Source organism: Microbacterium sp. NC79, assembly GCF_019061125.1.
GTDB lineage: Bacteria > Actinomycetota > Actinomycetes > Actinomycetales > Microbacteriaceae > Microbacterium.
Genome location: NZ_JAHQYI010000003.1, coordinates 1 through 25,145 on the forward strand (window position 1 = coordinate 1; position 25,145 = coordinate 25,145).

At 63.7% G+C, this 25,145-nt stretch carries 20 protein-coding genes and 1 pseudogene; 7 read left to right on the forward strand and 14 right to left on the reverse strand.

Annotated features, from left to right (window positions below):
- Positions 1 to 900: 900 nt before the first annotated feature.
- Positions 901 to 2,775: an FAD-binding monooxygenase gene (locus KTJ77_RS12450; RefSeq protein WP_217339028.1), complete on the reverse strand. Its 1,875-nt coding sequence runs from the start codon at positions 2,773 to 2,775 to the stop codon at positions 901 to 903.
- A gap of 136 nt (positions 2,776 to 2,911) precedes the next feature.
- Here KTJ77_RS12450 and KTJ77_RS12455 point away from each other — a divergent pair, with 136 nt between their 5' ends.
- Positions 2,912 to 3,721 (forward strand): IclR family transcriptional regulator, encoded by an 810-nt coding sequence (locus tag KTJ77_RS12455; RefSeq protein ID WP_217338884.1) that lies wholly within the window; start codon positions 2,912 to 2,914, stop codon positions 3,719 to 3,721.
- Positions 3,722 to 3,826: 105 nt separating this feature from the next.
- On the opposite strand, the gene KTJ77_RS12460 is transcribed toward KTJ77_RS12455, so the two are convergent.
- From KTJ77_RS12460 to KTJ77_RS12490, 7 genes are all read right to left on the reverse strand, one after another.
- Positions 3,827 to 4,597, reverse strand: coding sequence for an enoyl-CoA hydratase/isomerase family protein (locus KTJ77_RS12460; protein WP_217338885.1), 771 nt, complete (start codon positions 4,595 to 4,597; stop codon positions 3,827 to 3,829).
- Positions 4,598 to 4,604: 7 nt separating this feature from the next.
- A complete protein-coding gene (paaE, locus tag KTJ77_RS12465) occupies positions 4,605 to 5,747 on the reverse strand; it encodes a 1,2-phenylacetyl-CoA epoxidase subunit PaaE (RefSeq protein WP_217338886.1) in 1,143 nt (380 codons plus the stop codon).
- Position 5,748: 1 nt separating this feature from the next.
- Positions 5,749 to 6,246 (reverse strand): 1,2-phenylacetyl-CoA epoxidase subunit PaaD, encoded by a 498-nt coding sequence (gene paaD / locus KTJ77_RS12470; RefSeq protein WP_217338887.1) that lies wholly within the window; start codon positions 6,244 to 6,246, stop codon positions 5,749 to 5,751.
- A complete protein-coding gene (gene paaC / locus KTJ77_RS12475) occupies positions 6,240 to 7,109 on the reverse strand; it encodes a 1,2-phenylacetyl-CoA epoxidase subunit PaaC (RefSeq protein WP_217338888.1) in 870 nt (289 codons plus the stop codon). The genes paaD and paaC overlap by 7 nt, the downstream gene beginning before the upstream one ends.
- The gene (gene paaB, locus KTJ77_RS12480; protein ID WP_147826293.1) at positions 7,106 to 7,411 is read right to left on the reverse strand and encodes a 1,2-phenylacetyl-CoA epoxidase subunit PaaB; all 306 of its coding nucleotides are present in this window, start codon (positions 7,409 to 7,411) and stop codon (positions 7,106 to 7,108) included. Before paaB ends, paaC begins: the two co-directional genes overlap by 4 nt.
- Positions 7,408 to 8,376 (reverse strand): 1,2-phenylacetyl-CoA epoxidase subunit PaaA, encoded by a 969-nt coding sequence (gene paaA, locus KTJ77_RS12485; protein WP_217338889.1) that lies wholly within the window; start codon positions 8,374 to 8,376, stop codon positions 7,408 to 7,410. Before paaA ends, paaB begins: the two co-directional genes overlap by 4 nt.
- Positions 8,377 to 8,601: 225 nt before the next feature.
- Positions 8,602 to 10,215: an HNH endonuclease signature motif containing protein gene (locus KTJ77_RS12490; RefSeq protein ID WP_217338890.1), complete on the reverse strand. Its 1,614-nt coding sequence runs from the start codon at positions 10,213 to 10,215 to the stop codon at positions 8,602 to 8,604.
- 149 nt (positions 10,216 to 10,364) lie between these two features.
- Between KTJ77_RS12490 and KTJ77_RS12495 the strand changes: the two genes are divergently transcribed.
- Positions 10,365 to 10,760, forward strand: a complete 396-nt coding sequence (locus KTJ77_RS12495; protein WP_217338891.1) for an HNH endonuclease signature motif containing protein — start codon at positions 10,365 to 10,367, stop codon at positions 10,758 to 10,760.
- A gap of 38 nt (positions 10,761 to 10,798) precedes the next feature.
- On the opposite strand, the gene paaI is transcribed toward KTJ77_RS12495, so the two are convergent.
- The 4 genes from paaI to KTJ77_RS12515 all read right to left on the reverse strand — a co-directional run bounded on the left by paaI (position 10,799) and on the right by KTJ77_RS12515 (position 15,395).
- Complete coding sequence (gene paaI, locus KTJ77_RS12500) at positions 10,799 to 11,197, reverse strand: hydroxyphenylacetyl-CoA thioesterase PaaI (protein ID WP_217338892.1); 399 nt, start codon at positions 11,195 to 11,197, stop codon at positions 10,799 to 10,801.
- Positions 11,198 to 11,488: 291 nt separating this feature from the next.
- A complete protein-coding gene (gene paaZ, locus KTJ77_RS12505) occupies positions 11,489 to 13,633 on the reverse strand; it encodes a phenylacetic acid degradation bifunctional protein PaaZ (RefSeq protein ID WP_217338893.1) in 2,145 nt (714 codons plus the stop codon).
- Positions 13,630 to 14,601: a 3-hydroxyacyl-CoA dehydrogenase family protein gene (locus KTJ77_RS12510; RefSeq protein WP_217338894.1), complete on the reverse strand. Its 972-nt coding sequence runs from the start codon at positions 14,599 to 14,601 to the stop codon at positions 13,630 to 13,632. The genes paaZ and KTJ77_RS12510 overlap by 4 nt, the downstream gene beginning before the upstream one ends.
- Entirely contained in the window at positions 14,598 to 15,395 is a 798-nt protein-coding gene (locus KTJ77_RS12515; protein WP_217338895.1) for an enoyl-CoA hydratase/isomerase family protein, read from the reverse strand. Before KTJ77_RS12515 ends, KTJ77_RS12510 begins: the two co-directional genes overlap by 4 nt.
- 121 nt (positions 15,396 to 15,516) lie before the next feature.
- Here KTJ77_RS12515 and KTJ77_RS12520 point away from each other — a divergent pair, with 121 nt between their 5' ends.
- Together KTJ77_RS12520 and KTJ77_RS12525 are read left to right on the forward strand one after the other, a co-directional pair.
- A complete protein-coding gene (locus KTJ77_RS12520) occupies positions 15,517 to 15,990 on the forward strand; it encodes a GNAT family N-acetyltransferase (RefSeq protein WP_217338896.1) in 474 nt (157 codons plus the stop codon).
- Between the two features lie 460 nt (positions 15,991 to 16,450).
- Complete coding sequence (locus tag KTJ77_RS12525) at positions 16,451 to 17,728, forward strand: hypothetical protein (protein WP_217338897.1); 1,278 nt, start codon at positions 16,451 to 16,453, stop codon at positions 17,726 to 17,728.
- A 435-nt stretch (positions 17,729 to 18,163) separates the two neighbouring features.
- Here the strand turns inward: KTJ77_RS12525 and KTJ77_RS12530 are convergent, their stop codons facing one another.
- Together KTJ77_RS12530 and KTJ77_RS12535 are read right to left on the reverse strand one after the other, a co-directional pair.
- On the reverse strand, positions 18,164 to 18,706 hold the full coding sequence (locus KTJ77_RS12530) for a hypothetical protein (RefSeq protein WP_217338898.1): 543 nt from the start codon (positions 18,704 to 18,706) through the stop codon (positions 18,164 to 18,166).
- Complete coding sequence (locus KTJ77_RS12535) at positions 18,690 to 20,189, reverse strand: reverse transcriptase domain-containing protein (protein WP_217338899.1); 1,500 nt, start codon at positions 20,187 to 20,189, stop codon at positions 18,690 to 18,692. Before KTJ77_RS12535 ends, KTJ77_RS12530 begins: the two co-directional genes overlap by 17 nt.
- A 367-nt stretch (positions 20,190 to 20,556) precedes the next feature.
- Here KTJ77_RS12535 and KTJ77_RS12540 point away from each other — a divergent pair.
- The 3 genes and pseudogenes from KTJ77_RS12540 to KTJ77_RS12550 all read left to right on the forward strand — a co-directional run.
- A pseudogene (locus tag KTJ77_RS12540) lies at positions 20,557 to 20,955 on the forward strand (TrmH family RNA methyltransferase); the annotation flags it as partial.
- Positions 20,956 to 21,204: 249 nt separating this feature from the next.
- Positions 21,205 to 21,864 (forward strand): hypothetical protein, encoded by a 660-nt coding sequence (locus KTJ77_RS12545; RefSeq protein WP_217338900.1) that lies wholly within the window; start codon positions 21,205 to 21,207, stop codon positions 21,862 to 21,864.
- Positions 21,857 to 25,144: a DEAD/DEAH box helicase gene (locus tag KTJ77_RS12550; RefSeq protein ID WP_217338901.1), complete on the forward strand. Its 3,288-nt coding sequence runs from the start codon at positions 21,857 to 21,859 to the stop codon at positions 25,142 to 25,144. The genes KTJ77_RS12545 and KTJ77_RS12550 overlap by 8 nt, the downstream gene beginning before the upstream one ends.
- The last annotated feature ends 1 nt before the right edge of the window (position 25,145 follow it).

The window sequence follows — 25,145 nt, forward strand, 5'->3', positions numbered from 1 at the left end:
CTCACCCAGCCGAAGCTAGACGAGGATAATTTGGCATTTGACAAGTGCACGCTGTTGAGTTCTCAAGGATCGGATGCTCCCCCACCAAACCATTCCTGGCCTGCCGAAGGGCAACTTCTCTATCTTATATGTTTCGTTCTCGCTGTCAAATCGACAGTTTCAAGCGAAATAAGATTTCCCAACACAAACTCAACCGAATTTCTTCGGCATGAAGTGTGTTTTGGGAGGTGGTCCGCCGCTTGAGGGGAGCCAGACCTTCCGGCCTTCCGCTCTACCCTGTGGGGCGAACAGGTAATAACTTACGCGGGTTCCGGGGGTCGGGCAAATCCAGCTCAAACCTCGGGCGTGTCGCCGCGGCTGTTGCCGTCGACCGCGAGGAGAAAAGTCCTGAGTAGGCCACGAATCTCCGCCAACTCGGCCGCTTCTGTGCGCCAACCGGCGCCATATCTGCACGCCTCCGGCCCACCACGCTCACCCTGTTCTGCACGATCAAATGGCCGAAGCGCGACGAAACGCCGCGATTTCAGCGCGTGCGCGCACTCCGGTCGTGCAGAACAGGATTTCAATCGTGCAGAACAGGATTGCGCAGCGGAACCTGGAGGCGAGAGGAGACCTCGGAACCAGGAGGCGGGAGTTGACCTCGGAACCAGAAGTACGTGAAGGACAAAGAGCGGAACCATAGCGACTCGGCTAAAGAGGAGGAGAAGACCACCCGTAAAGACCAATGCACCCGGAAAGACAAGATCACCGGGAAAGACACAAGCACCCGGACAGACACATGCACCCGGACAGACACATGTGGCCGGACAGACACATGCACCCGGACAGATACATGCGGCGCCCGGGGAATCTTTACCCGGGCGCCGCACGTATCCTCGCGAGCGCAGTGCTCGCGAGCTCTTACTGGTCGATCATGAGGCCCGCGAAGAAGGTCGCGAGCTCGGTGGTCGCGCCATCCAGCGGAAGGATGTGCGCGACGTAGTGGTCGGGGCGCACAACGACGACGACACCGCCGCGGTCGATGCCGCGCTCGGCGAAGATGTCGGCGTCGGGCGAGACGGCGTACACCTTCTCGTGGTCATCGAGCTGGAATGGACCGACCTGCGGGAAGAAGAGGCGCGGAACCGCGGTGAGGTCTACGTCTTCATAGCGCGTCGGGTACACGGCCTTGACATCGAAGACCGCATCCTTATCGGCGCCGGCCGGCGTAAAGCGGGCGATCGGGGATTCGGGGGACGTGTTCATCCACTCTGCCCACGCGTCCAGCTTCGGCGACTGCCCCGTGGTTCCGTCAGCGAATGCGTACACGCGCCAGCGGCCGTCAGCACGGTGGTGGTGTCCGATGTGAATCGGGTTCGCATCGGCGACGCGCGTGGTCATGACCGACTTGAAGCGCTTGCCGAGCGGGAATCCGGTGGCGAGCTGCTGCTGGGCGTCACCCGACGTGATCATCGACGGCTCGTACTGCGTCATGAAGCCTGCCGGGAACTCGGCGGTCGTCGTGTAGAACTCGGCGAGGTCGTCGGGGTTTTCAAACTCCTCCGGCTTCTTCGCCATGAGCGTCGACCACTCCTTATCAAAGTCGATGAGGTTCTGCGCGATGACCTGACGCTCGCCCGAATAGGTGGCAAGCAGCGACTCGGGGCTGCGGCCCTCGAGCACCTGGCCAAGCTTCCAACCAAGGTTGAAGCCGTCCTGCATCGAAACGTTCATGCCCTGCCCCGCCTTCGCGGAGTGGGTGTGGCATGCGTCGCCTGCGATGAAGACGCGAGGCGTCGTGGTGTCGTCGTTGACGTCGTCGAACTTGTCGGTGACGCGGTGGCCGACCTCATAGACGCTGTGCCACGGCACATCCTTCACGTCGACCGTGTAGGGGTGCAGAATCTCGTTCGCCTTCGCGATGATCTGCTCGATCGTGGTCTTACGGATCTCGCCATTGTTGTCGGCCGGAACCTCACCGAGGTCGACATACATGCGGAACAGGAATCCGCCCTCGCGGGGGATCAGGAGGATGGAACCATGGGTCGACTGGATCGCGCACTTGGTGCGGATATCGGGGAAGTCAGTGTTGGCGAGCACGTCCATGACACCCCAGGCATGGAATGCCTGGTCGCCGACAAGCTTGCGTCCGATCGACTCGCGCACGGCGCTGCGGGCACCATCGCAGCCGACGACGTACTTCGCCTTGATGGTCTGTTCTTGGCCGGCCTTCTCTCCGTCGGTGTGCTTGAGCGTCACGGTGACGGGGTATTCGCCCTCCCCCACGCTGAGGGTGACGAACTCGTAGCCGAAGTCGGGGTGGATGCGTGCCGGCCCGTTGGCTGCGTACTCGGCGAAGTAGTCGAGCACGCGGGCCTGGTTGACGATGAGGTGTGGAAACTCGCTGATGCCGTGCGGGTCATCTTCGGCGATCGCCGTGCGGATGATGTTGCCGTGGTTGTTGGGGTCTGGTGACCAGAAATTCATCGCCGAGAGCTGGAAGGCCTCGGCGACGATGCGCTCGGCGAAGCCGAATGCCTGGAATGTCTCGACGCTGCGGGCTTGGATGCCGTCTGCCTGACCGATCGCGAGGCGGCCAGGGCGGCGCTCGATGATTCGCGTGGTGACGCTCGGGTACCGCGAAAGCTGCGCGGCAAGCAGCATGCCTGCGGGGCCGGAACCAACGATGAGCACGTCGGTCTCGTCGGGGAGCTCGGTTGGGCGATTGAGGCCGGTGCCCTCGGCGGGGAGAACTCGGGGCTCGCCTGAGACGTATCCGTGGTGGTGAAACTGCATCGTCGTCATCCCTTATTCAGCAGCTCTGCTGGTCTTGTTATCCGGGTTTGCCTGTTCTAATATCGAACACAAAGTTCGTATAGTGAACACGAGCATGGTACGTGACCATTTCGTATACGACAAGTGAGGGATTGCGATGGCGACGGAACCACGTGCTGCGGCCGGCGGGAGCGCGAGCGATGTCGACACCCGAAGCCGCGCAGGCGGGAGTGCAAGCGCCGCAGGCGGGAGTGCGGGCGCGGCGACCGAGAAGGAGGCGCCGGCTTCACAGACCCTGAGTCGTGGCGTCAGGATCTTGGAGATTCTGGCTTCCGCCCGGGAGCCGCTACTGATTGCGGACGTTGCCCGTGAGCTCGGTGTACACCGCTCCATTGCGTACCGCCTGTTGCGCACGCTTGAGGGGCACGGCCTCGTCACGCGCGATGCGAATGGCGTCATCGAGCTAGGCCCGCGCATGGCTGCGCTGGCGGCCGGTGTCGCGCGCGATCTCCAGTCGCAGGCGCTGCCCGAACTCACCGCGATTGCGAACGAGCTGGGTATGACGTGTTTTCTCGGTGTGCTCGATCGAGATGAGGCCATCACGATCGCGACCGTCACCCCTCGTCACTCAATCGCGACCGTTGCTCAGCATCCGGGTGCGCGGCACTCGGTGCGACTTGGGGCGACGGGCAAGGCGATTCTTGCTGCGATGCCGGAGTCAGATTGGCCGTCGGATATTTCCGATGCCCTCCGCGACGAAGTGCGCATCGTGCATCAGACCGGTTATGCCGTGAGTCACGATGAGGTGATTCCCACCGTCAAGGCGATTGCGGTTCCGCTCGCTCTGCGCGGCCAGCGCCCGGCGGCGATCTCCGTCATCTACGTTGGTGAGAATGCCGACGCCGAAGCAGTGGGCGCACGGCTCACCGCGTCAGCCGCCGCGATTCGCGCCGAGATGGGCCAGTAGCCGCACTACTCCGCGTAGCGCACAACGGCGGCTACAGAGCGACGCAACCGCAGAAGGCGGGTCTGCAGACCTCGGAAACCACGGGGCGGCGAAACCGCGGAACCATTAATTGCCGCGGAAGTTCGGCATGCGTTTCTCCTGGAAGGCGGCGAAGCCCTCGCGATAGTCGTCGGTGTCGCAGAGGGCGGCCTGAGCGGCGTTTTCGTCGGCGACGGATTCCCAGAGTCCGAGGCGCTCATCGCGGAGCTGGGCGATGAGGTTCTTCGAAGCGACGAACGCGTGGGTGGCGCCGGTTGCCGCTCGAGTAGCCGCCGCGCGCACCGCCGCGAGCGCCTCCCCCGCCGGGAACACCTGCGAGAACAGTCCGGACTGCACAGCCTCGGTGCCGCTCATGAGCCGGCCGGTATAGATGAGGTCGAGAGTCTTGTGGGCGCCGAGTCGCTCGAAGAAGAGGGCATGGCCACCGGAGTCGAGGGTCGCGCCGAGGTTCGCGAACGGTGACCCGATTTTCGCGTTTTCGTCGACGTACACGACGTCGGTCGCGATCAAGAGGCCAAGACCCACGCCCAGGCAGGGGCCGTGCGCCGCAGCGAACGTCGGCGCGGGAAAAGCCGACATCTTGCGCAGGAGCGGCGTAACGAGTTCGCCGAGATATCCGATGACGTCGTCGTCGCGCGGGTCGACGCCGGCGATATCGCGCCCGGCGCAGAAAGCCCGGCCCTCACCCCGCAAAACGAGCGCGCGCACCGCCGCGCCCTGCGCCTCGTCATATGCATCACTCAATGCCGCGAGCGCGTCTTCGCCCAGCGCGTTGAGTTTGTCGGGGGCGTTCAGCACGATTTCGGCGACGCCATCAGCAATGGTCAGCTCGATCATCAGAACCTCACACGTCGTAGTCGACAACGACCTTCTCGGTCGTCGGGTGGGATTGGCAGGTGAGCACGTACCCGCGTTCGAGTTCGGCGGGTTCGAGCGCATAGTTCTCCGTCATCGTGACGGAACCTTCTCTCAGCAACGCGCGACAGGTTCCGCACACCCCGCCGGCACAGGCGTACGGCACGTCGGGTCGCACGCGCATCGCGGCGTCGAGGATCGCCTCGCGGGCACTCATCGGCGACTGCACGGTCGCTCGCTGCCCATCGAGGGTGAAGTCGATCGTGATCGTGGGTTCGTCGGCGCGGGCGATGACGGGGCGGGCCGGTCCGCGGTGCGCGGAGTCGGTGGTGAACAGTTCGTGGCGGATGTGTTCGCGGGCGACCCCAACGTCGGTGAGCACCGAGCGGCACATGGTCACGAGTTCAAGGGGCCCGCAGAGGAACCATTCGTCGACGGTATCGGGCAAGACGAGCCGCTCGACGATTGCGTGAAATTTCTCGGCGTCGACGCGTCCGGAGAGGAGTTCGGCCGCCCGCTGCTCGCGCGACAGGATGTGATGCACCACGAATCGGGTGGGGTATTTGTCTTTCAGGTCGGCGATCTCCTGCAAAAACATGATGTCGTGGGCGGAACGATTCGTGTAGACAAGCGTGAACCGGGACGTCGCCGATCGTTGCAGCATCGCCGTCGCGAGTGCCATGAGGGGTGTGATGCCGGAACCGGCCGCGACTCCTACGACGTGGGTGCCGTCGACGTCGGCGAGGGTGGAGGTGAACATGCCCTGCGGGCTCATCACGTCGATCGTGTCGCCTGCGCGCAGTTCGGTCTGCGCCCACGTGGAGAACACGCCTCCCTCGTCGCGCTTGATGCCGACAGAAATGCGGCCGGGTGTCGGCGGACGGCACAGCGAGTACGACCGACGAATTTCGTGGCCCTCAAACTGTGCGCGCAACGCGACGTATTGGCCAGGCAGGTAGTCGTATTCGTCAGCCAGTGGTTCCGGAACCACGAAGGTCACTTCGACGGCGCTCTCGGTGAGGGGACGCACGTCGGCCACTTCGAGGGCGTGGAATTTCGCGCGGCGGCGGGCGGGAGCGCCGCCGACTGCGGTCTGCAGGAGAGCGGTCGCGACGTCTGTGTTGTCTGCCATGTCAGTGATTCTTGAAGTGGTCGAAGGGTTCGAGGCAGTCTTCGCATTGCCAGAGCGACTTGCAGGATGTGGATCCGAATCGTGCGAGCTCTTTGGTGCGCAGTGACGAGCAGCGCGGGCACTTGACGGCGAGCGTCAGCGGGATGGGCCCCCTGACCGCCGATCGGCCGGTGGGCGGGGCGATGCCGTAGGCGGTGAGTTTTTGTTTGCCTTCGTCGCTCATCCAGTCGGTTGTCCAGGCGGGCGTGAGGGTGAGGTTGATCACGACGTCGGTGAAGCCGGCGGCTTCGAGCGCGAGGTGCAGGTCGTCGCGGATCGTCTCCATCGCCGGGCAACCGGAGTAAGTGGGCGTGATGGTGACGGTGACGGTGCCGGTCTCTTGATCGATGGCGACGTCGCGGAGGACTCCGAGGTCGGCGATCGTGAGCACCGGAACCTCGGGGTCTGCGACAGCACCCGCGATGGCCCGGGCGTGGTCGAGTTGGGTTGTGGTCACCATGTCGCTCCCGGGTGTTGGCGGGCGAGCACCTGCATTTCGGCGAGGATGAAGCCGAGCGCTGAGAAGTGGCTGCCATGGCGGCCGCCGGCGCTGGATGGTTGGGGCTGCGGAACCTCGAGATCTTCTTCGGCGAGCACGGCGGTGAAGATGGCTTCGCATTCTTCCTGGAGGCTGGACGGACGCACGGCGATGCCGCGTTCGATGAGCGGTTCTATCGAGGCGTCGTCGCGGAAGAGTTCCCCGACGAACGGCCACAGATTTTCCAGCGCGCGCTGGGTGCGGGTGCGGGATTCGTCGGTGCCGCCCGCCAGTCGGAGCGTCCACTGTACGGCGTGGTCACGGTGGTATTCGACCTCTTTGACTGCTTTCGCGGCGATCGCGGCGAGGGCCGGGTCGGTGGAGTCTGCGAGGCGCGTGTAGAGGGCGAACATGTAGGTGGCCATGACGAGTTGGCGGATGATCGTGTGGGCAAAATCGCCGTTGTCTTGTTGCACCATCCAGCTGCACCGGAACTCTGGTTCGTTACGGAAGTAAGCGAGGTCGTCTTCGGTGCGGCCGCTGGCGGATCCCGCGTAGCGGAGGAGTGCTCTGGCGTGGCCGAGGAGATCGAGGGCGATGTTTCCGAGCGCGACGTCTTCTTCAATTTCGGGTGCATGGGCGATCCAACGGCTGAGTTGTTGCGCAAGGATGAGCGCGTCGTCGGCGAGCCAGAGCACGTATTCGGCGGTCTCGGGGGTCGCGATGGCATCGGCATCGCCAGCGAGTTCTGCTTCGAGATCGAGTTGGTCGACGGTGACGGCACCGTGCGGGTTTTCACTGTCGTCGCGAGCCAGCTCTGTGGTTCCGTTCTGTGCGCTCGTCATAGGTGGGGCACCCCTTCGGACGCCGTGTAGTAGATGGCGTGGCGGTAGTTTTTGCCTGCGGGGCTTTCGAAGAAGGCGCCGCGGGAGTCGGGGTCGCTCGTCGTGATGGCGTCGGCCGGAACCACCCAGATGGAGGTGCCTTCGCTGCGGCGGGTGTAGAGGTCGCGGGCGTTGCGGAGGGCGAGTTCGGCGTCGGGCGCGTGGAGTGAGCCGGCGTGCACGTGGCTGAGGCCGCGGTTGGATCGCACGAACACTTCCCAGAGTGGCCAGGTGTCTTTGTTGTCTGATCCGGGGCTGGTCATGCTGCTTGCTCCTTCGCGGCTTGCTTTGCCGCCTGCTTCGCGGCGTAGGCGACGGCGGCTTCGCGCACCCAGGCGCCCTCTTCGTGTGCTGCGCGGCGGTTTTGGAGTCGCGTGGCGTTCATGGGTCCGCGGCCGGAGAGGACTTCGTGAAATTCGGTCCAGTCGATCTCGCTGGTGTGCCAGTGGTCTTCGTCCCAGCGAAGTTCCGGGTCGGGGAGTGTGATGCCGAGGATTTCGGCTTGCGGAACCAGCATGCCGATGAAGCGTTGGCGCAGTTCGTCGTTGGAGAATCGCTTGATTTTCCACGCCATGGACTGTGCCGAGTTGGGTGATTCGTCGTCGGGCGGGCCGAACATCATGAGGCTGGGCCAGTACCAGCGGTTGACGGCGTCTTGTGCCATGTCGCGCTGGGCTTCGGTGCCCTGCATGAGGGTCAGGAGGATTTCGAATCCCTGTCGCTGGTGGAACGATTCCTCTTTACAGATGCGCACCATGGCGCGTCCGTACGGTCCGTAGGATGCGCGGCAGAGCGGAACCTGGTTGCAGATGGCGGCGCCGTCGACGAGCCAGCCGATCGCCCCCATGTCTGCCCAGGTGGGTGTTGGGTAGTTGAAGATCGAGGAGTATTTGGCTTTGCCGTCGATGAGTTGCTGGGTCATTTCGTCGCGGGTGATGCCGAGGGTTTGGGCTGCGGAGTAGAGGTAGAGGCCGTGGCCGGCTTCATCCTGGACTTTCGCCATCAGGATCGCTTTGCGCTTGAGTGAGGGGGCGCGGGTGATCCAGTTGCCCTCCGGTTGCATGCCGATGATTTCGGAGTGGGCGTGCTGGGAGATTTGGCGGATCAGGGTGCGGCGGTAGGCGTCGGGCATCCAGTCGCGGGGTTCGATGCGCTGTTCTGCGGCGATGAGCGCGTCGAACGTCTGTTGCTCGTCTGTGACGGCGGATAGTTGTGCGGCAGTCATCATCGACTCCTATTTACAGAACGATCGGTCAGTAAATAGTGTACGGCGGGTGTGTGGTTTGGGGAAGGGGTGCGGAACCAGGTGCTGCGGTGGGTGCACCACACGCGGGTGCCGGCTCGCGTGTGGTGCTGGGTGCGCGGAGGGGTGCAAAAGCAGGTGTAGCACTTACCCACTCGGGCACCAACTCGGGGGCTGGATCTCATCCATGCACACCCCTCCCCCGAATGGTCAGGCGGCGTCGGCGCGCTCTGCTGGCCGGAATCGTGGGCGTGGCAGCGTCACGTTTAGCCAGGCGTATTCGAGTGGAGCCTTTGGTGGGAGTGTGCGAGGCGGATGGTCGGGATGGGTAAGCATGAACTCCCCCTTACCCTCCCGGGTGATGCGCCAGCCTCCGTTATGGAGGTTCATATGGTGATGCTGACAGAGCATGATTCCGCGGTCGGCGTCGGTGGTTCCGCCCTCTGACCACGGATCGATGTGATGCGCTTCGCAATAGGAGGCTGGACGGTCGCAGTTGGTCCAGCGGCAACCACCGTCGCGAATCGAGAGTGCAATCTTCTGCGCCGCCGAGAACATACGCTTCGCGCGGCCCAGGTCGAGAGGGTTGCCGTGCGAATCAACGGTCACGTGGACGCTCTCGCTGTCACACAACCGCTGGTCAGCGACCCCACCGGGCAGCGACACGAGTCGGTCTTCGGTGTGCGCGATATTCGCGCGCTCACCAGCCCCGTCGATCACCTGCACCAGGCGCACGCCAGCCTGCCTGGTTCCGAATACCGTCTTGGACTCGGCGAGCACACCGGCCCGCAGGATGTCGACCATCAGGTCATGAGCGAGTTGGGCGTTCGAGCGCGGATCGGCCGACAGCTCGGCCGCCTGGGCACGTTCGGCGGAGTCGACGAATCGCGGCCCACCTCGTCGCGGACGCAGTGCGGCGTCTTGAATTGACGCGATGAAGAGGGCGGTCTCGTCGTCGAGGATCCAGCTGGCACGAGTCGCGCCGTTGTCGAGCGAGTGGAGGCGGAACGATCGCGCCTCATACCGCTCATCGAACCGGCGCTGGGCGCCCTCGGGATCGAGCTGGTCACGCATGGTGCGGGCATGCTGATGGAGATCGTGAACGGTAGATACCGGAGCCTCGTCAATCAACACCTCAACCGCGGCCGACCAAGCTTCACGCGCCTGCGCGTCGAATGCGTCAGCCTCGGCCGCGGAGATCACTCCGCCGGCACCGACGCCACGGCCCTCTGCGTCTCGCTCAATGAGAGGAGGCTCCCCCAACCCATTCTTGATCGCGTCGTACTGCGCCGACGAAAGATGTTCGGCACGCAGCGCGACGTTAAGCGGCTGATGCCACGGCGGAGGCGGGGCAACAAAGCAATCGGGAGAGCTCTCAACCGACTCGAGTTCGCGCTCTTCGGCCGAGATTGCACTGTCAGGCAACGCCGCAGACCCGGCGGCATCAACGAGAGCCTCGCTCACCCGAACCTGTCGGGCAGCCTCAGCCTGGCTGACACCCATAACCTCTTGCACAAGCGATACCGCCGAGCGATGACCCCGCTTCGCGGCCAGGCCGTCATGACCAAACTGACGACTCGATCGCGCCGACGCGATGCCCGTCGCAATCTGCCGCAGGTGCGCGGCCTGACGCTCCAGCATCGACGCCTCGTGCATCACCGCGTGAATCTCGGCGTCATTCATCGTAAGCATGCGCGACTGCATCTCACTCGAAGCCGCCACGGCATCTTCATCGATCGCGACAGCGCTGGCAGGCGCACCACCGACCGTGCCGTGCCCACACAGGGTGGGTATCAGCGCCGCGACGTCGGTTAAAAGTGCCATGCTTTATTCTCGCATGCACCACCGACATTAGTAAATAGATTCTATAGAACTGGGGAAAAGAACTTCAATGATCCGAAACCGCCCCCGAAGTTCCCACCAAGACCAGTGATCGCCCACGCTCCGACACCAACCCCGCTAGTTTTGAACCCGTGACAACCCGCCGCAGGTTCCCCGCCAAGCAGTCTGCGGCGACCAGCGCGCGCTACGCGAAACGCCGAAAGAATCGCCTCGCCCGCGTCGACAACGACCTGACTCCCGAGCAATGGCAAACCATCCGCGAAGCCTGGAGCTCCTGCGCCTACTGCCAAGCCACCGACGTCCCGCTGCAGCGCGATTGCGTGCAGCCCGTCTCCCGCGGCGGACGCTACACACTCAGCAACGTGGTCCCGGCGTGCGCATCCTGCAACGCGAGCAAGCACAACAGCGAAGTCACGTCGTGGCTGCGCCGCAAAAAGCTCGACGAACGCACATTTCTCCTCCGCCACGCCGAAATCCTCGGCGTGCTCCTCACCGCCGAGGCTGAAGAGAGCGGAACCATCGACTGACGCCTAGAGGGAGCGAGCGGAACCACGTGGTTGCGTCGCTAGTCGATGGATGTGCTTGTGGTGCGGGAGCGTCCACGGAATTCGGCGGCCACATCGCCGGATGCGGTGGTGACGGTGACGTCGTAGATTCCGCTGCGGCCGCGGAGAGAGACGCGGCGGGCGTGGGCGGTCAGCACGTCGTCTTCGCGCGTGGGCGCGAGGAAGGAGATGTCGGCGCCGGCGGCGACCGTCACGGTCTCCCCCTCGTTGCACGCGAACGCGAACGCGGTGTCGGCGAGCGCGAAAACCATGCCGCCGTGGGTGATGCCGAATCCGTTCAGCATGTCGCGTCGCACCGTCATGCGGAGGGTCACGTCGCCTGGCTCGGCGGCGACGATCTCGATGCCGAGCGCTTGGGAGGCGTAGTCGTCACGCATGAGCCGGTCAGCGGCAGTCATGAGACACCCCGCCCCACGGACGTTGAGCGAGGACGCGAAGCGCCCGAGACGAAACGGATCGGCCCGGCGTGACTCGTCAGGTCAAGACGTTTCGTCTCGCTCCGCTCGCTCAACGGCCGGAGGGAGAGGTCAGCGGTCGCAAGAGCAGCTGCGCGAGTAACGGGGCTCGAACCCGTTACCTCAATTTCGGAGCTCCACCCCCGCTCCCCGCCCGTTGAGCGAGGACGCGCAGCGCCCGAGACGAAACGAACCGACCCGGCGTGATCGGCCAGGTCAAGACGTTTCGTCTCGCTACGCTCGCTCAACGACCGACCCGCCGTCAGCCCCAGCCGCCGCCCCAACCCGTTTCTCCACAAGCGTCAACACGTCATACTGCGCGACGACCTCATCGTTCTGGTTATGAATGACAGCATCCCACCGCACCTCGCCATACTCATCGGTCTCACGCGGTGAGATCTGCTTTGCGGTCAACGTGACGCGAATCGAATCGTCCGGCGACACCGGCGTGATGAATCGCAGATTCTCCAGCCCGTAGTTCGCCAGCACCGGCCCGGGCGCAGGGTCAACGAACAGCCCCGCCGCCCACGAAACGAGCAGGTAGCCGTGGGCGACGCGTCCGGGGAAGAACGGATTCGCCGCCGCATCCTCCTCATTCATGTGCGCGTAAAACGTATCGCCGGTGAAGTGCGCGAACGTCTCAATATCGTCCAACGACACCGCCCGCAGCCCCGACGCAAACTGGTCCCCCACCCGCAGTTCCGCGAGCGACTTCCGAAACGGATGCACCCCGTCCGAACGAGCAGACGCCCCCGCATGCCACACCCCGGTGAGCGCGGTCAGCATGTCGGGCGAACCCTGAATCGCCGTGCGCTGCATGTGGTGGAGCACCGCGCGGATTCCGCCGAGCTCCTCACCACCACCCGCACGTCCGGGCCCACCGTGCACCAAATGCGGAACCGGCGCGCCATGCCCAGTCGACGTCTTCGCGTCGTCGCGGTCAAGAAACAGCAGGCGTCCGTTATAGGCAGCGGAACCAGTGAGCAGGTCCGCAGCGAAGGCCGGGTCGTGCGTCACAACACTCGTGACGAGCGACCCACCACCCCGCGCCACCAACGCGGCAGCCTCAGCAGCAGACGAATACCCAATCACCGACGACACCGGCCCAAACGCCTCAACCGAGTGCACAGCGTCAGGCTCAGCACCAGCACCAGCACCAGAACCAGCACCCGAACCCGAACCCGAACCACCAAACCGCAGCACCAGCGGCGCAACGAAAGCTCCCTCGGGCGCCAGCCCAATGGTTCCGTCGCGCTTCACAACTGAAGGAGCAGAAACGTCGCCGATCACCACCTCGCCACCCGCGTCGACCAGCCGAGCAACCTGCGCGAGCACGTCGTCGCGCTGCTCGACCGACACAAGCGGCCCCATCGTCACACCCTCGGCATGCGGGTCGCCGAGCACGATGCGCTGGTCGATCTTCGCGCGCAACGCGGCAACGACGTCGTCAACCACCGCAGACGGCACAATCGCGCGGCGAATCGCGGTGCATTTCTGCCCCGCTTTCGACGACAACTCCACAAACCATTGCGATACGTACGCGTCGAACTCCGGGGTTCCGGGCACCGCATCGGGCCCCAGCACCGACGCGTTGATCGAGTCGGTTTCGCTCGTGAATCGCACCGTCTTGTTCTGCACGTTGGGGTGCGTGCGCAGGCGGTCGGCGGTGGTGGCGGAACCAGTGAATGCGACCAGATCGCCGAGGCGGAGGTGGTCGAAAAGGCCGGGGATGCTGCCGTTGATGAGCTGGAGGGTTCCGTCGGGCACGAGGCCGGTTTCAAGCAGAATCCGCACCCACGCCTCCGCGATGTACGCAGTAGGAGTGGCCGGTTTAATCACGCTCGGCACGCCGGCGAGAAAAGCGGGCGCGAACTTTTCGAGCGCACCCCACATCGGAAAGTTGAACGCATTAATCTGCACCGCGACCCCGGGCAGCCGCGTGTAGATGTGCCGGCCGATGAAGGTTCCGTCTTTCGACAGCGGCTCGACCGGGCCATCGAGATACACGGAACCAGCGGGCATTTCGCGGCGCCCCTTGCCGGAGTAGGTGAACAGCACGCCGATGCCGCCGTCGATGTCGGCGCCCGAGTCGCGCACGGTGGATCCGGCGCGCTTGGAGAGTTCGTACAGCTCTTGCTTGCGCTCGGTGAGGGCCTGACCCATCTGCTTCAGCAGCATCGCGCGCTGCGGAAAAGTGAGCTCTCCGAGGCTCGCCTGCCCGACCGTGCGGGCGTAGTCGAGCGCTCCGGCAAGGTCGATGCCCTTGCTCGACACGCGCGCGATGACCTCGCCGGTCGACGCATCACGCACGTCGACGCCGTCATCGCCCGTGGGCGTAACCCATTCGCCGCGAACAAAACTAGGCAGGATGGCAGTCATTCGGTGCTCCATTCGTAGAATCCGCGGCCGGTTTTGCGGCCCAAATGCCCCTCCGCGACGAGACGCCGCAGAATCTCCGGCGGCGCAAACCGCTCGCCGTACGCGCGGTGCAGTTCTTCTGCGATGTCGAGTCGCACGTCGAGTCCGACGATGTCGGTGGTGCGTAGCGGGCCGGTGGGGTGACGGTAGCCGAGTTGCATCGCCGTATCGATATCGGCGGCAGATGCGACGCCCTCCTCAAGCATGCGCATCGCCTCGAGCGCGAGCGCGACGCCGAGTCGACTCGACGCAAAACCGGGGGCATTCGCGACCGTAATCGCGGTCTTACCGAGGTCGTCGACCCACGTTTGCGCCCGCGCGATCACGTCGGGCGCGGTGTGCGCCCCGCGCACTATCTCGACGAGACTCGACGACGGAACCGGGTTAAAGAAGTGCATCCCCACAAACCGCTGCGGGTTGTCGATGGCACCGGCGAGGTCGTCAATCGAGATGGACGACGTATTCGTCGCCATCACCGCCGTGCGCGCGACGACCTCATTCACGCGGGCGAGCGCGACGGCCTTGAGCGCGCGCGATTCGGTCACGGCTTCGATCACGAGCTGCGCGCCGGCGAGCGCGTGCATGTCTGCCGACGTCTCGAAACCCGCCCCCGCTTTTGTGCCGACTGTCGTGGTTCCGGAACCATCGGCTGCGTTGGATGCAGAACCTGCGGCGACGGAACCATCGGCTGGCACGTGCGGGGCGGAGTCGTGGTGCGGGTGGTGTTGGGGTGCGTGTTCGGCGGCGTGTTGGGCTGTGCGTTCGGCGGATCGGGCGAGGAGGGTGGCGATGCGTTCGTGGGCGACGAGGGCTGCCGCGTCGTTTTGCTCGACGACGGTCACGTGGCTGCCGGCGAGGATGAAGGCGTGGGCGATGCCTGCGCCCATGCGTCCGCCGCCGACGACGGCGACGTGGGAGGGAACGGTCATCGGGTTTTCCTCTCGAGAAAGGCGGTCATGCGGCGCATTTTGGCGTCGCTGTCGAAGAGTTCGGCCTGGAGTTCGCCGATGAGTTCGGGCTGGTCTTGTTTCGGCGTGTGGAGCACGGTTTTGGTGTGCTCCACTGCGCGGGGTTCGAGCTGTGCGATGCGGTCGGCGATGGCGTGGGCTTCGGCGAGCGGGTCGTCGGTGATGCTCGTGATGAGGCCGTAGGCGAGCGCTTCTTCGGCGGTGAGGGTGCGGCCGGTGAGGAGGAGTTCGGCGGCGCGCGCGTGGCCGACGATCTCGGGCAGGCGCATCGTCGCGCCGGCGGCCGCGATAATGCCGAGTCCGGGTTCGGGGTTGCCGATTTTTAGCGTGGGTGATGCGATGCGGATGTCGGCCGCGTAGGCGAGTTCGGCTCCGCCGCCGAGCGCGTAGCCACTGAGCGCGGCGATCACGGGCATAGGCAGGGCGTGGATGCGCTGGAACGCGGTGAGGTTGATGCCCTGTTTAGCTTCTGCGGCGCGGCGGTCGCGGAGTTCGGCGATGTCGGCCCCGCCCGCGAAGTGTGGGCCAGCCCCGGTGATGATGAGGGTCTTGGGGTGTTGCTCGAGCTCGGCGCAGAGGTCGTGGAGGGCGTCGATCGTTGCCTTGTTGATTGCGTTGCGCTGCTCGGGTCGGTTGAGCGTGGCAACGACGCGGTCGGCGTGGTGCTCGATGAGGAGGGGGGCTTGCGCTTGGCCGTGGGGTTCTTCGCGCGCGCGAATCACCGGCTCGTCAGGTGCCAACGGTTGCGACGTCATCGTCGAACTCCCTAATTACAGACCGATCGTTCAGTAAATAGTACTGGGGATGTAGGAGGAGGGGAAGATGGTGGTGGGACCTTGCGGCCGACGCACCCCTCGCCCGTTAGGGGTGAGAGCCGTGCACGCCGCTCATTTCCGTCCTCTGAGTGGGTCCGAAACCGCGCTCCTCGAGTTCGCGACCCTCGGAACCACGAAATGGTGCGGTGAGCGCATCACACCTGATGACGTGCGAACGAAGCCGGAGTACACGCACTACACACGGCTCATCGCCGAGCGGGGTGACTTTGGTGTCGTGGCTGAGATCGATGGCGAAGTCGCCGGGGTTGCGTGGGCGGTGTTTCTGCCAATCACCGACGCGGGCTACGGCTTCGTCGACGAGCAGACCCCCGAGCTCAGCCTCTGGGCGTCAGCCGATCATCGCCGGCTCGGAATCGGGCGCAAGCTCCTGTACGCCCTCATTGCGGAGGCGACCGCTCGAAGTCGCGCGCAAATCAGCCTGTCGGTCGAAGCCGGCAACCATGCCAAGCGGAAGGGCTCGCCGAGGTTCCGGGGCGCCGAAGCCGACGGTGTCATGCTGCGGCGGTTGCCATAGAGGTCGTACGTGGCGCGGCTACGGTGCGCAAACGAGGGCGACAATCTCTTCGGCCAACCGCGCGTCATCGCGATCGAGCCCATCAAGCATGTCGTGCAACACGGACTTCTGCCGCACCTCGCGCTTGCCGCCGTATGCCAAGAACAGTCGTCAGCGTCGTCCGCCCCAGCCGCGCCCCGCCCTCACAGACACTCGCACCGGTTGCGTTGCGAGTGACCTTTGGGAATCCGGGAGCGCGTGCCGGCATGTCGGCGGTATGCGACCTCTCGATCACATCCCGTCAACATTGACCGGCTTTCCACATTCCTTCGCTTGGAACGGATGATCCACAACCCGGTGCACGCCCGCGCACGCCCAGCCGCCTGTCGGATCGGCCGCGCCGCCGCTCGACCGGTCGCGTAATACCCGTCGCGCCGAGGCCCAGGGGTCGGTGTCGCAACGGCCATGTAACGTGCTACCTATGAGCACGGAGCGTCCCGAGGAACACCTCAACGACGGAGTCGACAGCGATGATCGCGTTGAACTCGTCAGCGACGGAGAGAATATCCTCATCGTCGGATCTGATCGAGGCATCGTGGAGCGAGCTCTGGACGCCTACGGTCTTGTGAAGCACGCCAGCGAGGTGAGCCTCGAGAGGCTCTCGCAGATGATCCAGACGGGTGCTTCGATCGCGCAAGAAACGACGAAGGTGGCTGGCGAGTTCGGCATGTGGCTCAAGGTCACGCCTGAGTCCGCCAAGGCGATCCAGGACGCCGGCCTGATCGACACGGGCGTGAAAGGCGTGAAGTATGCCATGGTCGGCGTGCCGGGGAAAGTGCAGTCCTGGGTGTCGGTGGAGACCGGCGTTGGTGCAGCGCTCACCAACCCGGCCGTGCTCGCCGGTGCCGCGGGGGTCCTCGCTCAGGCCGCGCGGCAGCAGGAGGCCGCCCAGCTCAAGGCGTTGCTCGAATCGATCGACGGCAAGCTCGACGAGGCGCTCCGCAACCAGCGTGACCAGCTCCTGGGCGACCTCGAAGGCATCGAGGATGAGCTGCGCGAGGCCTTCACCATCCGCGATCGTGAAGGCCGCGCGGACGAGATCGCCTGGTCGAAGGTCCAGGGCGAGTCGTCGGCGATCAAGAAGACGCTGAGGAAAGCGCTGCGCAGGCTCGACGGGCTGGCCGAAGACCTAGAGAGCCAGAAGAAGCTCAAGGACATATCTGTGCGCATCCCGGCAGCGCAGGGCGAGGCCGAGTGCTGGCTGTCGGTCGTCGCGCGCTGCCTCCAACTCCAGGACCAGATGGCCGTGCTCGAGCTCGATCGAGTCCTCGAGATCGACCCCGGCAACGTGAACAACCGCCGCTTGTCCCTTGAGGAGTTCAGGGATACTCACCGGGCCCAGGTGCTCGCGACCGCGTCGGAGCTCGTGGCGCGCATGGACGCGGCTGCGACGCGAGCCGACAGGCAGGGGCTCCTGCACAAGGACAAAGCACCCGCGGTCGTGCAGGCGATCGACGGCACCAAGAAGTCGATCGCCGAACTGGTGAAATCGATCGGCGTGGAGCTGGCGCTCGACGCGATCCGGAGCACCGACTGGAAAGAAGCGCTCAAGAGCAAGGAGCACCTGAAGGCGGCCGGCAAGGAAGCGGGAATCACGGCGCTGAAGGGCCTCGGCGCGGTAGCGGTTACCGTAGTGGCCGTCGTCGTGTCCAAGGACAAGGTGGGAGACCTCCTCAGCGGCAAAGGATCGTCTGTTTGAGCGTCAGGCCGTGGTCTCCGGCCTGACGCGAGGGTCGCGCCGAGACGCCGGGGCGTCAGCAACAGCCGGAGTGCAGAGAGCGCGGGCCTGCGCACCGGCCAGCAGCGGAAGTGATATGGGCCGAGCACTTATCGCTTCCTATCGAAAACGTTGATGAGTACCTTCTCTCAAGTCAGCCTTCGGTGCGCGCCGTGCGCGAGATCCGGCAGTTCCGCGGGCAGAGGCAAGAGGCCCTGGCCGAGCAGCCCGGGATCACCCCGCGGTACGTCGCCGGCATCGAGCGGAACCTCGCACTGGACTCGATCGAAGCGTTGGCGGCGCAGTTCGGGTCAGCGCAGCGTCGTTGCTCCTGCGAACCGAGTGAGTTCGCACAACGACCGCTACCGATGGCTGCGGAAAGTCATCTTTTCCGGCGATGCGCGTCGAGGAAGAATGCTATCGCGCCACCACGGAAGCCTGACGGCGACCTGCCACGTCATCCAGTGCGCGGACGTACTGACTAACGATCTTGATGGCTTTCTGCACGGTCGCCTCGGAGCACGTCACCTGGTCGCCGTCCGTGTGCGCTCCTAACTTCCTCTCGAAATCGGCTAGAAGCGAGAGCTGTTTGGGGAGGCTCTTTCTCTGCAGATGAGTGATTCGACCGCCTCCGTGGGCGATCGCATTGCGCAGATCGACGACCAGGTCGAAATCCTGGGAGACGCTCTGCCCGGACAGAGCGACGCCGAACGTGCTCAACCACTTGCGTCGCTCGGACCAGCTCTGGCGCAGTTGGGTGCCCACGAGATCTGCCACGGCGCGCTCGAAGGTCGTCGTGTCGCTGAGGTGACGCGAGGAGAGCTCTTCGAGAAGTTCGTCGACGTAGACTTCGACGATCGAACTGACGCGCAGAATCGCGTATTCGGGCTCCGCGGTCGAGTCCGCGTCCGCGATTCCGATCAGCGCCCGCTCCGCGAACTCGCTAAGCACCGGAGGCATCGGCTTTGCTTCCCCACTCGTGCGCTGCCTTGAACAACGGTGACGCGCCGATGATCGACTTCGTCAAGCTGGTGCTATGCGATGCGCCTGAGCGCCCGAGCGCCGCGGCCAGTCCAGGTCTGGTGATCCGGGTCGCGCGACCGAAGAGGTCCCCGAGGTCATGTTCTGGTAGCGAACCCCAACCCGCCAGAACCCAGGCTGCTTCGGCTCGCACGATCTCGTGCTCGTCCTTGAGCTGTGCGATGACCCAGTCCCGCAAGGCGGTCCACTCGGCAGAATCGTCGACAAGCGATGCCTCTGCTGCGCTCAGGAGCCAGATCTTCGCCCAAGGGCTCTGGCGTTCCATCGCCGCCAGTTCAGCCAGCGACTTCAGATTCTTAGCGGCTTCGTCGCTTCGCTTGCTGAAGTAGGCGATGATGCTGCTGAGCTTGAGCGGATCTATCCAGACCATCTGAGTCAGGGCGTCATCGCTGATTCGTGTGCTCGCCGGGCCGAGCGATCGGATGGCTTTGGAGATCAGCCGGGGAGGGAAGCTCGAATCCCTTGGCTCGGCGGTCCAATCCTGGAGGAGCCGGCGAAACGCTTCGTGCAGCGCCTCGTGCTCGGTCGGTTCGATCTCGATCTCGCCCGGCTCGCCGTACCAGTCCATCACGTCGTCGAAGACGGTGAGGTCAGTCATCGCTTCTTTGAAGTATCTGTCCACCAGGGCCTGCAATGCATCTTCGTCCTCACGGAGGGTTGACGCGAGTCTCACGGTGGTTTTTTCGGACGACAGCACGAGCCCGATCGACCGAGCGGCCTCAGCGGCGTGTTCGATGATCCGATGCGCTTCGCCCCAGGACTGCGCGAGGACGCGGAAGTCATCGGCGAAGCGCGCCAGCTCGTACCCTTGCCGAAGCAGTTCTCGTTCCAGTATCCCGAGGTAGACGTCGCCGAGCAGGTCGCTTGACGAAGTCATCTGGGGCAGCCCCCGAGCGAAGCTGAAGGCCTCTCCGAGAAGATCGATGATCGCCTCGGCGGTCGGTCGGTCGAGCGTTTGCACGAGCAGCTCGCGCTTGAGCACTTGATGGTCCACGTATTCGTACATGGATGCGATGTCGATGGACACGACGTACTTCGGAGAAGCGTCGTCCTGGGGGAGTCCGAACTTGCTGAACGCGGCCCAGTTCTCCGTGCCTCGCGACTCTGGCGGCAATGCGGGACGCAGACGGTCCACCAAAGCGTCAAACAGCGCGCGGTCACGCCCTGACAGCACGGTCACGGGACGTGGGCCAAACCCTTTCCGGGGCATGCTGAAGGTAGCGGAGGAGACCCGCGTTCCAGAAGAGAAATCGGTGCTAATCGACCTCGCGAGATTGCTTGTCGTTTCGGCGAGTGCCCGTTCTGAGATCAGCACGGGGAGTCTATCCAAGCTCTTGGTCGTCACCTGAGCGGCTGCTTCACGCAACTTGAGGCTCTTCAGCAAGTCGGGGCTCAGTTTCATTCGTACTCCCTCATAGGAAGACATTGCGCTCGGGCGGGGGATGCCAGCGCTATGAAGCGCGGTGCTTAACCACTTCGAGTACCGCCGTGGTCTCTTTCTGACTCAGCATACGTATGCCCAAGCCTGCCAGATTCTGACGGCCGAGCCAGTCAAGCGCCCAAGCCCGAGACCAGAAGTCGGTACCGCTGTGCTCAGAGAGCGCGAGCGTTGTATTCCGCGACCGCCCCATCGACATCAGCAGGACTTCGCTGGCTCGCGAAACGCTTAGCTCGAGCGTCAGGGCATAGGCGGGGCGATCTAGCGACTTCGGTCCCATCTTCGCGCGCTTGGTGTAACCGCGCTCGTCGACGCCTCGCAGGATGTGCCATCCTGGCGGACGAACGCTGCAGCGCTCGGTGTCGATGCCGTTCTTGTGACGCCGACCTGCGCGGATCCGCTGTATCGGCGCTCTGTGCGCGTCTCCATGGGCACGGTGTTCCAGGTGCCGTGGACGCGGATTCCGGAGTGGCCAGCGGGCATCGACGAGCTCAAGGACGCTGGCTACGTTGTCGCCGGCATGACGCTAGGGGAGGGAGCGATCACCCTCGACGAGCTGGTTGCTGAGGATCACGAGAAGCTCGCGCTGGTGTTCGGCACCGAAGGCGACGGCATCACGCCAGCAACCGACCGCCTGCTCGATCGCCGCGTGACCATTCCCATGATGGGTGGGGTCGATTCGCTGAACGTCGCGGCGGCGACGGCGGTGACGTTCTACGCGACGAGCTAGCACCCCCGTGGTGCTGTCGGCCTGAATTGAACGGGTCGCACCCCTGTCCTGACGGGAGCGCGGGGTCTGACGGGTTTCTGCCGCCTGAAAAGTGCAATGTCCGAGTCTGCGGCTACTGTGATGCGGAAGCGGCTCACTTCGCGCTCGGACTTGGGATGATTCTTTCGGCCGCCATCCCGGTCGGCTCGTGATGAGCCAGTAAACTCGCAGGCGGACGGCATCTGCCGACCGTGCAAACGAAGAGGGACAATGGCAGTGCTGTCGGATGACGAACGACTCATCAAGTCGCGTCAACGAGTGAAAGCTCACGGAGAGGTATTTACTCCTCGTCAGATGGTGGACCAGATGCTGGACCTCGTGAGCCTAGAGCTCGAGTCCGGGCCAGGCTTCGTAGACAAAACCTTCCTTGAACCGGCCGCCGGTGACGGCAATTTCCTGGTTGCCATCCTTCAGCGCAAGCTGCGCGCGATCGAGAAGACCATCCAGCCAGAAGAGTGGGTCACTGAATCGCTCTTCGCGCTCGCCTCCATCTACGCAGTGGAGTTCCTCGAGGACAACCACGCAGCTGCACAGGCAACCTTGCTGAGTGAGTTCGCCGCATTCCACAAGCGTGCTGGCAACGCCTGTGGCGCTCAGACGAACCTGTATCGGTCAGCGCGCACGCTCATTGAGTCCAACATCATCTGCGGGAACACGTTGACCGGCCTCGACGTACGCGGTGAAGAGATCCAGTTCTCATGGTGGCATCGCGTTCCCAACGAAGCCGGCATGGTTCAGCGCGAGCCGTTCACGTTTGCCTCCCTGCGTGAGGGTGCCGGCGGAAACGGCATGTTCGATTTCACTACCTACGAGACCTACGCCGTGTGTCGCATCGACCACGTCTACGATGAAGTGAGGGCCGATGGCTAATCCCGAGATCAGCACCTTCCGCGAGGTCGTGCCGGTCGTCTACTCGTGGACGACTCCGGACATCCCCAAGTATGCGGGCTGGGAGAAGATCGGCTATACCGAGCAGGAGGGCGGTGCTGACGCACGCATCGCCCAGCAGGCCTCACAGCTGGGGATCGCCAAGCAGAAGCTCTGGTCTCAGCGCGCGTACTTTACGTCCGAGTCTGGCGGTGCCTTCACCGACAGAGAGTTCCATGCGTATCTCAAGCAGGTCGGTGTAGAGCGCGAGCTCTCGCCGCGGACCGAGTGGCACCGTTTCAACGACATGCCGATGACCTCCAAGCAGTACTTTCTCGATTTCGCCAGTCAAGATGGTGCCGATCTCCAGCGCGGCGGTGTCGAGGATTACGAGCTTCGTCCGGAACAGCAGGCAGCAGTCCAGCAGGCTCTGACGGCCTACGCAGCTGGCTATTCCGAGGTGCTCTGGAACGCCAAGCCTCGATTCGGTAAGACCCTGACGACGTACGACCTCATGCGTCAGCTTGATGCCACCAAGGTTCTCATCGTCACGAACAGGCCGGCGATCGCCAACTCGTGGTTCGACGACTTCACCCGCTTCATAGGCCACCAGACTTCGTATGTCTTCGTTTCAGACTCGGCCTCGCTCGCCGGCCGGGCTGCCATGTCACGCGACCAGTGGGCTGGCTATGCCCGCGAGCATTCCGAAGACGATCCCCGCATCATCGAGTTTTTGTCACTGCAAGATCTCAAGGGCTCGCAGTACTTCGGCGGCGTCCACAAGAAGCTGAAGCACATCGCTGAGTATGAGTGGGACCTGCTTGTGATCGACGAAGCCCATGAGGGCATCGACACCACGAAGACCGATGTCGCGTTCGACAAAATCAAGCGCAAGCAGACTCTTCATCTCTCTGGCACGCCGTTCAAAGCACTGGCCTCAGGCAAGTTCGACGGCGAACAGATCTTCAACTGGACGTACGAAGATGAGCAGCAGGCCCGTGTTGACTGGTCAGACGCGACCAGAGAGAACCCCTACTCAGCACTCCCGACACTCAACATGCTCACCTATCAGGTGTCGCGGATGATCAGCGCACGTCTGGCTGAAGGCGTTGCGCTGGCAGAAGACGAAGCCAACATCGACTACGCCTTTGACCTGGGCGAGTTCTTCGCTACCAAAGAGAACGGTGTTTTTGAGCATCGCGATGACATCGTGAAGTTCCTTGACTGCCTGGTGTCGAACGAGAAGTACCCCTTCTCGACGCCGGAGCTGCGTGACGAAGTCCGGCACTCCTTCTGGCTACTCAACCGTGTTGCCTCTGCCAAGGCGCTGGAGAAGCTCCTCAAACAGCACGACGTATTCAAGGACTACACGATCGTCCTGGCTGCAGGTGACGGTCGCAGTGAAGACGACTCCGACACGGTGATCTCCGCCAAGTCCCTCGACAAGGTGCGCTCTGCCATCGCCGAGGCGGAGAAGACCGGAGGGAAGACCATCACGCTGTCGGTGGGCCAGCTCACCACCGGTGTCACTGTCCCTGAGTGGACTGCAGTGCTGATGCTCTCGAACCTGTCGTCGCCTTCCCAGTACATGCAGGCGGCCTTCCGTGCGCAGAACCCGCACACCTTCATCCGAGGTGAGCAGATGCTGCAAAAGAAGAACGCCTACATATTCGACTTCGCCCCAGAACGCACGCTAACGATCGTTGACGAGTTCGCCAACAATCTGGGGCCGAATCCGTCGGGCAACGCTGACTTACGACGCGAGAACATCCGGCGTCTGCTCAACTTCTTCCCCATCATCGGGGAGGACTCCGAAGGCCACATGGTGGAACTCGATGCCGCACAGGTGCTCACCTTCCCCCAGGTATTCAAGGCGAAGGAGGTCGTACGCCGCGGCTTCCTGTCCAACCTGCTGTTTGCCAACGTGTCTGGCATCTTCCGCTACTCCGAGCACGTGAAGACGATTCTGGAGAAGCTGCCCGAGGCGAAGCAAGGCAAGCTCAAGACGGGTACGACGATCACCATCGAGGAGCCGACGCCGGTCACTGACAAGGACGGCAACGTCAAGGTCGACGTCGAGACCGTGATCAATCCCAAGGTCGCTGGACTCGGGGCACCCGTCTGGGGTGTCGAGGAGATCCCCGAGATTTCTCTTGAGACACCGGTGAACACCGTGGCCAAGTATCTTGCAGCCCTCGTGACGCAGAAGGCGCACGAGACGCGCGAGAAGCTCAAGGAAGAGTACAACCTCACCGCGGCCCAGGTCACACGCGACGTGAAGCGCACCGAGGACACCGTCACTGCTGCTGTAGAGCGCGCCTTCGTTGAACAGAACATCGCGCAGAAGCACCTCGAGGACGAGCTCGAGACCGCAACAACTGATGAGGAAGTTGCCGCTGTCGCTGAGAAAAAGGCCAAGCAGGACAAGAGCTTTGCCGCTGACATCGCTGTGATTCTTCAGGGCGCAACTGACGCGATCGCCACTGAGGTGGTGACCCGCGAGGAGACCAAGAAGGAACAGAAGCGCGCCAACACCGCCATGGATGACGCTCGCTCCCACCTGCGAGGCTTCGCGCGGACCATCCCGCTGTTCCTCATGGCGTACGGCACACCGAGCATCAAGCTGTCGAACTTCGACGACCACACACCCGACGATGTCTTCGAAGAGATCACAGGGATCACGGAAGCAGAGTTCCGCATCCTGCGTGACGGTCAGGATGTCACCGAAGATGACGGCACTGTCACTCGTATCCCTGGCATGTTCGACGAGGCGGTCTTCGATCAGTCAGTTCAAGAGTTCCTGATCAAGAAGGCTGAGCTTGCTGACTACTTTGACGACGCGCTCACCGAAGACATCTTCGCTTACATCCCGAGGCAGAAGTCTTCGCTCGTATTCACGCCCCAGCCTGTCGTGAAGCAGATGGTTGACATCATCGAAAAGGAGAGCCCCGGGATCTTCGAGGACTCGACGAGGACCTTTGCCGATCTCTTCTCGACCGCCGGTCTCTTCCTCATGGAGTACGTGCGCCGGCTTGACCACGGCCTCGCGACACAGATCCCGGATCCCGACGAGCGCCTCCGGCACATCCTCACCCAGCAGGTCTACGAGATGAGCCACAACCAGATCCTCCACGACATCAGTATTGAAGCTGTCTCCGGTGGCGTTGAGGAACGCAAACGCTGGATGGATGAGTCTGGTCACTACCGCGTCGGCAACCTTGCCGGCATGACATCAGCTGAGCGCGAAGAGATGCTCAACGACATGCTCCAGGAAGGCAACTGAC